Source organism: Salinimicrobium terrae DSM 17865, from assembly GCF_000424665.1.
GTDB lineage: Bacteria > Bacteroidota > Bacteroidia > Flavobacteriales > Flavobacteriaceae > Salinimicrobium > Salinimicrobium terrae.
This window is the reverse complement of the sequence record NZ_KE384223.1, coordinates 154,462-160,961: the sequence shown is the minus strand read 5'-3', so window position 1 is coordinate 160,961 and position 6,500 is coordinate 154,462. Positions and strand designations below refer to the sequence as shown.

Annotated in this window: 6 protein-coding genes; 1 reads left to right on the top strand and 5 read right to left on the bottom strand. The window is 41.4% G+C overall.

Annotated features, from left to right (window positions below; all coding sequences use genetic code 11):
* Positions 1 to 768, bottom strand: a 768-nt coding sequence (locus tag H148_RS0116910) for a transposase (protein WP_037325553.1), incomplete at its 3' end; no start/stop codon positions are given.
* A 211-nt stretch (positions 769 to 979) separates the two neighbouring features.
* Here H148_RS0116910 and H148_RS0116905 point away from each other — a divergent pair.
* Entirely contained in the window at positions 980 to 1,822 is an 843-nt protein-coding gene (locus H148_RS0116905; RefSeq protein WP_029035846.1) for a mechanosensitive ion channel family protein, read from the top strand.
* Positions 1,823 to 1,931: 109 nt separating this feature from the next.
* On the opposite strand, the gene tsaB is transcribed toward H148_RS0116905, so the two are convergent.
* The 4 genes from tsaB to H148_RS0116885 are packed head-to-tail and all read right to left on the bottom strand — an operon-like array spanning position 1,932 to position 6,489.
* Positions 1,932 to 2,588 carry a tRNA (adenosine(37)-N6)-threonylcarbamoyltransferase complex dimerization subunit type 1 TsaB gene (tsaB, locus tag H148_RS0116900; protein WP_037325551.1) on the bottom strand — a complete coding sequence of 219 codons (657 nt, stop codon included), beginning with the start codon at positions 2,586 to 2,588 and terminating at the stop codon, positions 1,932 to 1,934.
* A gap of 17 nt (positions 2,589 to 2,605) precedes the next feature.
* Positions 2,606 to 3,868: an efflux RND transporter periplasmic adaptor subunit gene (locus H148_RS0116895; protein ID WP_029035844.1), complete on the bottom strand. Its 1,263-nt coding sequence runs from the start codon at positions 3,866 to 3,868 to the stop codon at positions 2,606 to 2,608.
* A 3-nt stretch (positions 3,869 to 3,871) separates the two neighbouring features.
* The gene (locus H148_RS0116890) at positions 3,872 to 5,308 is read right to left on the bottom strand and encodes a TolC family protein (protein WP_029035843.1); all 1,437 of its coding nucleotides are present in this window, start codon (positions 5,306 to 5,308) and stop codon (positions 3,872 to 3,874) included.
* A gap of 59 nt (positions 5,309 to 5,367) precedes the next feature.
* Positions 5,368 to 6,489, bottom strand: a complete 1,122-nt coding sequence (locus H148_RS0116885; RefSeq protein WP_029035842.1) for an efflux RND transporter periplasmic adaptor subunit — start codon at positions 6,487 to 6,489, stop codon at positions 5,368 to 5,370.
* Between the last annotated feature and the right edge of the window lie 11 nt (positions 6,490 to 6,500).

The window sequence follows — 6,500 nt, the reverse complement described above, 5'->3', positions numbered from 1 at the left end:
TTTGCTATAACTATTTCGACCGGCAAGGAGTTTCTCCTGCTGCTCATACTTCTCAAGGTTGGCAGCAAAATTATTTTTAATATACCGGGCCTTGGCCTTAGCCTTAGGAGTGGCCTTGTCATTTCCTTTGAGTATCTTATTAATTTTCCTGGCAGTCTGCTCTACCTTTTCCTTCTCCACTTTTTTAAAATCTGGAGGAGTAGGATCCTTATCTTCATCATCAGCTATACTCTGAGCGTACTCCCACATCTCTTCGAGTTGCTGCATCATTTTTTCTTTGCGTGTTTTTATTGCATTACCCCAAACAAAGGTATAGCGCCCGGCTACAGATTCGATCTTGGTGCCGTCGGTGTAGACTTCTTTTAAAGTTACTAGCCCTTCTTCAGCCAGCAATAGCACCACCTGTTTGAAAATGTCTTTAAAGACACCCTTTAGCTTTGTGCTTCTAAATCGAGCAATGGTATTATGATGGGCCACCTGTCTATTGGAGAGCCACATGAAATTAATGTTCTCACGCATGGCTTTCTCAATCTTACGGCTGGAATAGGTGTTATCCATATAAGCATAGACCATCACCTTCAACATCATTTTGGGATGATAACTGGGCTGTCCATCTTTACTATAGGCTTTGATCAGTGGCTTTAGATCCAGATGTTCAATAACTCCATTAACAATCCTCACCGGATGATCTTGTGGAATTAATTCTTCAATGGAAGGAGGAAAAAGCCAGTTTTGCTGTTGGTTAAACACCTTGAATTTATGGCTCATATGTTTGATTATCAATACCTAAATGTAAGAAAATACCTTCAAATATTCAATAGCAAGAACCTATAAAATGAAAAAAAGCTGCCTCAAATTAATGAGACAGCCTCTTTCTTACAAAAATTTATGCAGTCATCTTCTTAACAGTATTTTAACGATATCTAAACGCATAAAAGAACCTGTTTCTACCACCTTTGCAGCAAAACAATAGAAATAGATGGAGGAAATTACTAATATTAAAACCATATCTGAAGAATATTTCAAAGAATTTCTCGGTTTTTTACCCGACCTTTTAGGAGCCTTATTATGGTTGGTCATTGGCTGGTGGATTATAAAAATTGTAGTTCGTTACCTCAAAAAATTCTTTACTAAGAGGAATCATGACCCTGCTCTCACCAAATTTTTGTTAACCTTGGCTAATGGGGCTCTGGTGGTACTATTGCTTATTAGTGTTGTAGGAATGCTCGGCATAGAAACTACTTCATTTATTGCCATTTTAGGGGCCGCAGGTTTGGCCATTGGTCTTGCACTGCAGGGATCTCTTTCAAATTTTGCCGGTGGTGTTTTAATCCTTCTCCTCAAACCTTTCAAACTGGGAGACTGGATTGAAGTTAATGGTATTTCAGGAAGTGTAAAAGATATATCCATGTTCTACACCAAACTTAATACTTTTGGAAATCAACTGGCTATTATTCCAAACGGTGAACTTTCCAACGAAAACATTATAAATTATTCGGCTGAAGAAAAAAGAAGAGATTCCATCACCATTGGGATCTCCTATGACAGCAATATTAAACTGGCAAAGGACACCTTATTGGAGTTGCTTAAAGAACAGAAAGATATTCTTGAAGATCCGGCCCCTGCCGTCGTAGTAACCGAACTGGGTGATAGCTCTGTAAACCTTTCAGTAAGATTTTGGGCCAATATTGATATTTTCTGGGACTGTCACTGGTATACCATAGAAGAGGCTAAAACCCGCCTGGAAGCTGCAGGAATATCCATTCCATTCCCTCAAAGGGATGTGCATTTATTTAACCACAGCAAAGAAAGTGGTCAGTGATCAAGTGGTCGGGAAAAGAAAGGTGGTAGAGGTTGTAGATAGGAGGTTTCACAGGTAAAATTCGGGAGCCTTTTTGAATCTAAAACTTTAAACCTTATATTCCGGAATGTTACCCAGCCATAAAGTCCTTGAGATAGTACGGCTCAAAATAAGCTGCATCCTCAAATTTCTGCTTTTGAAACTTTTCTTCGGCAAGTGCTATCATCTCTGCAGCCGAAGGTAACTTTCCTTCAATAAAAGCGGCATTGGGATGATTACATATTTTATTAAATTTTTCTACCCCGTTACCGATAAAAGTTACAGCAGCATTTTCAAGGTATTTTGAAAAAGACCCGGGAGTCAGGATCTCTGCCCGGGTGTCAAATACCTTCTGAAATTCAGCAGTGAATCCGGCAGTATAGACTTCCATCCTGCGGGCATCCAAAAGTGGTATAATAAAACCATCTTTTTTCTGCTTTACCTGCAAGGCCAAAGATTTTAAGGTTGGAATGGAGATCAATGGGATATCCAGCGCAAAGCAGAGACCTTTTGCGGCTGAAACTCCAATTCTAAGTCCTGTGTAGGAACCCGGTCCCTTGCTCACAGCAATAGCTTGCAAATCCCCGGGCTGCACCCCATTTTCTTCCAGGATCTCGTCTATAAAAAGGTGCAACCTTTCTGCATGAGAATAATTGTTGCTGTAGTCTTCTTTCAAAGTCAGCAATTTTCCTTGTTTCCCGAGTGCTACCGAGCAGTTGGTAGTAGCTGTTTCAATACATAAAATCATACCTGAAAGGTAAGGATTTATTCTTTTTCTGATTGTACTTCTACCTTGTCACCCGGTTTAAGAACTTTCGTAACGGTATTATATGGACCTGTTATTACAATTTCACCTGTTTCAAGACCTTCCTGAATCTCGATCCTCGCATCGTCCTGAATTCCTGTTACGACTACCCGAACCTTTGCCTCATCACCTTCTTTAACGAAAACAGTTTCAAAAAGTTCTTCGGAAGTTGCTTTTTCATTTATCTCTTCACGATTTCCTGCAGCTGTATCTGCTTTAACAACCACGGCACTTATTGGCACAGCGATTACGTCGTCACGGCGATTGGTAATGACATCTACCGTAGCGGTCATTCCCGGCCTAAAAGGAGAATAATTCTCTGGTTTTCCTTCGAGCAAGTATTCATAAGATTCCTCGAGAATTCTCACCTTCACTTTAAAATTTGTCACCTGGTCCGCAGTTGCTGTGGCATTGGCCGAATTTGATATCTCTGTAACCACGCCTTTGAATTCTTCGTTTAAGTAGGCGTCCACCTCGACTATTGTAGAATCTCCGATAGAGACCTTTACAATATCATTTTCGTTAACATCTACCTCTACTTCCATTTCACTGAGATCTGCAACTCTTAAAATTTCGGTTCCTGCCATTTGCTGAGTTCCTACCACTCTTTCTCCAAGCTCGGCATCAAGAGAAGAAATTGTCCCACTCATAGGGGCATAGATATTGGTTCTCCCTAAATTCTCAAGTGCTTCATTGACACTGGCCTCGGCACTTCTCACATTATAAAAAGCCGCTTGTCTGGAAGCCTGGGCCACTTCATAAGCCGAGACGATCCTGTCCCATTCGGCTTTTGAAATTATTCCTTTTTCAAACAATGTTTGATTTCGTTGGTAGCTCGATTCGGCTTCTTTTAATGATGCTTCTGCCTGTGAAAGACCCGATCTTATATTTTGAAGTCCGGCGCGGGCACGTTCCAGGCTCGACTGGTAGATCTCAGGATTAACCCGCACCAGTAAATCCCCTTTTTGGACCTGCTGTCCCTCCACTATCGGAAGTTCAATGATTTCTCCCGAAACTTCCGAAGAAAGCATTACCTCAACCTCGGGCTGGATTTTACCGGTAGCCGATACTTTTTCTATTACATCAAACCTCTGCACTTCTGTAACCTCAACTTCCTTAAAATTCCCCGATTTGCCAAACCATCCTGCTTTTTTACCAACAACCAGCAGAACAATTACAACCAATGCAATCGCGGCAATTATATAAATAGTTTTTTTCTTCATTATTTAGAATTTAAGGTCTGTGATGGGCACTCCAAAGTATAGTTCCAGCACTTTTAGTTTAAAAATATAATCGTATTTGGTTCTTACCACTTCACTTTGTGCATTCTCAAGGTTGAACTTTGCCTGACTAAAATCAAAGGCGTTGGTCATACCCACATTGTAACGCTCTGTAGCGTAATCATAAGCCAGTAATTGAGCCTCCAGGGCTACCAGGGCCGCTTCATAGGCTTTTAAGGCGCCACGGGCATCTGTATATGCCTGATAAACATTTGCTTCAAGATCAAGCTTCGTCTGCTCCAGTTGATACTCGGACCTCAAAACATTCACCTCGCTCCTTTTAACCTGATTACGGGTAGCAAAACCGTTAAATACAGGTACGCTTAGCTGTACCCCATAAGAAACACCATCGTTGAGCTGAAGCTGTTCAAAGAATGGTAGTGGATTTCCAATTTCGGTTAACTGGTTTGGCGCAACTACTATTTCCTCTGTTGCTTCAACAAAACCTATTTGACGATAAGGTTCATCGGGATCGAGTCCTGCTGCCCGCAACCTTCCGGCACCAGATTCTCTGGTGTTATAGTTGAAAAAGGCAGCGAGAGTTGGCCAGTAAGCTCCGCGAGCTATCTCCACCTCTTTCTCGGCCAGTTCTGTATTCATCTGGGCAACTTTTACTTCATACCGTTCTTCTTCGGCAGCTTCAATTACTTCAGAAACCGGAACGTCAAGAATCTCATGGCCAAAAACATCATAATCTCTTTCGGCAATGTCAAAGGTTTTGTAATCTTCTATAAGCAAAATTTGGGCAAGGGACACCAAAGATATCTCTATTTGATTTTCGGCCACAATCATACGCTGGGCTTCACTGGCAGCAGTGGCTCTAATTTCTAAAAGGTCACCTCTTGGCAGGGAACCGGCCTCTACTAACGCTTCGGCCCTTTCCAACTGCTCAAGTGTGATTTGGTGCTGCGCCTGGATTACCTTTAAATTCTCTTTATTAAAAAGAACTTGTAGATAAGCATTGGCCACAAAAAGGGCAATATCATCCTTCATTTGCTCCAGCGAATATTCACTGGCCAGTTTTGCCATTTTAGCATATTGGTACTGCTTATAATTCCTTAACCCGTCGAACAAGGTCCATCCGGCCGTAACCCCAGCAGAAAAATTTCGGGTAGTTTGTGTTTGAAGAATACCGGTTGTAACATTTTGAGTAAGTCCGGTATTCCAGGAGTTGGAAGCCGAAGCATTGATCCCCGGCAGGAAGTTACCAAAAGCATCGGATATCTGGATATCAGCTAACTCCACATCAAGTTGAGATTGTTTGACGCTTATGTTATTCTCAAGTGCATATTCAATACATTCCTGAAGTGTCCATTCTTTTTGTTGTGATAAACCAAAAAAGGAAGAGGAAAGGAAAACTGCAGTTAATAAAAATCTTTTCATAATGGTAGTTGTAAAATATAAGTCTGCTAAGGTTTGTTTTTGTTACAGCAGAAACCAATCTATTGCACCTGTGCAGTAGGGTCAACAGGTTTAAGTTGATTCCAAACCTTAATTTGGTCATTAGCAGTGATGCCGTTTTTAATTTCTACAAAGATGCCGTCGCTTACTCCCAGCTCTACATCCCTGCGCTCAAACTCCTGCTCACCCGTAGCCACTTCAACAAACGGCTCCTGAGTCTTGGGATCAAACTGGATCAAAGCTTCACGCACTGCAAGTACATTATCGGCCCGGGCCAGGATGATTGAAGCATTAGCACTTAATCCAGCCCTAATAAAGGTAGTATCAGATTTATCAAGAGTTCCTTCAATATCAAACTGGATGGCACCATTTTCCTCCACTCCTTTAGGTGCTATATAATCCAGCACTGCATCAAATTTTTTGTTTTCAATAGCTCCAACTGTCACTTCCAGCGGAAGATCTTCCTTAATTTTCCCTACTTCACTTTCATCCACCTTACCTTCAAAGATCATCTCATTAACATCGGCTAAAACGGCAATTGTAGTTCCATCATTGAAGTTATTACTCTCGATCACCTGGTTTCCTACTTTGACGGGGACATCAAGGACCATTCCTTCTACTGTAGAGCGAATCATCGTATTAGCTGCACTTCCTAACCCGCTGGTCGTCCCGGTACGAACTATCTCGTAGTTCTGTTGTGCAGACCGGTAATTTTGTTCTGCCCGTTTGTATGCGACCTGTGCATCGTCGAATTCATTGGCCGAAATGACCCCTTTCTCAAATAAAGACTGTTGCCGCTCAAAATTTTTGAATTCATTGTCAAAGTTGATCTTTGCGGTTTGTACCGCATCTTTGGCACTTTGCAAAGAAGAGACATTGGGAATGACTCTAATTTTAGCGATTTGATCTCCGGCCTCTATTCGGTCCCCGGCTTCAATATATATTTCTTCAATAATTCCAGAAATATTGGGTTTAATCAAAACTTCTTCTTTCGGAACAATATTTCCGGTAGCCACTGTTTCTTTCACAATAGTTTTTTCTGAAGCCTGTTCGGTTTCATATACTGTTGGATCTTCCTGGTTCTTTGCGTAGAGGTAATATAATGCTCCGGTAAAGGCTACCGCTATTACAACCAGGATCAGGATCGTTACAATTCTTTTCATTCTGTTTATTT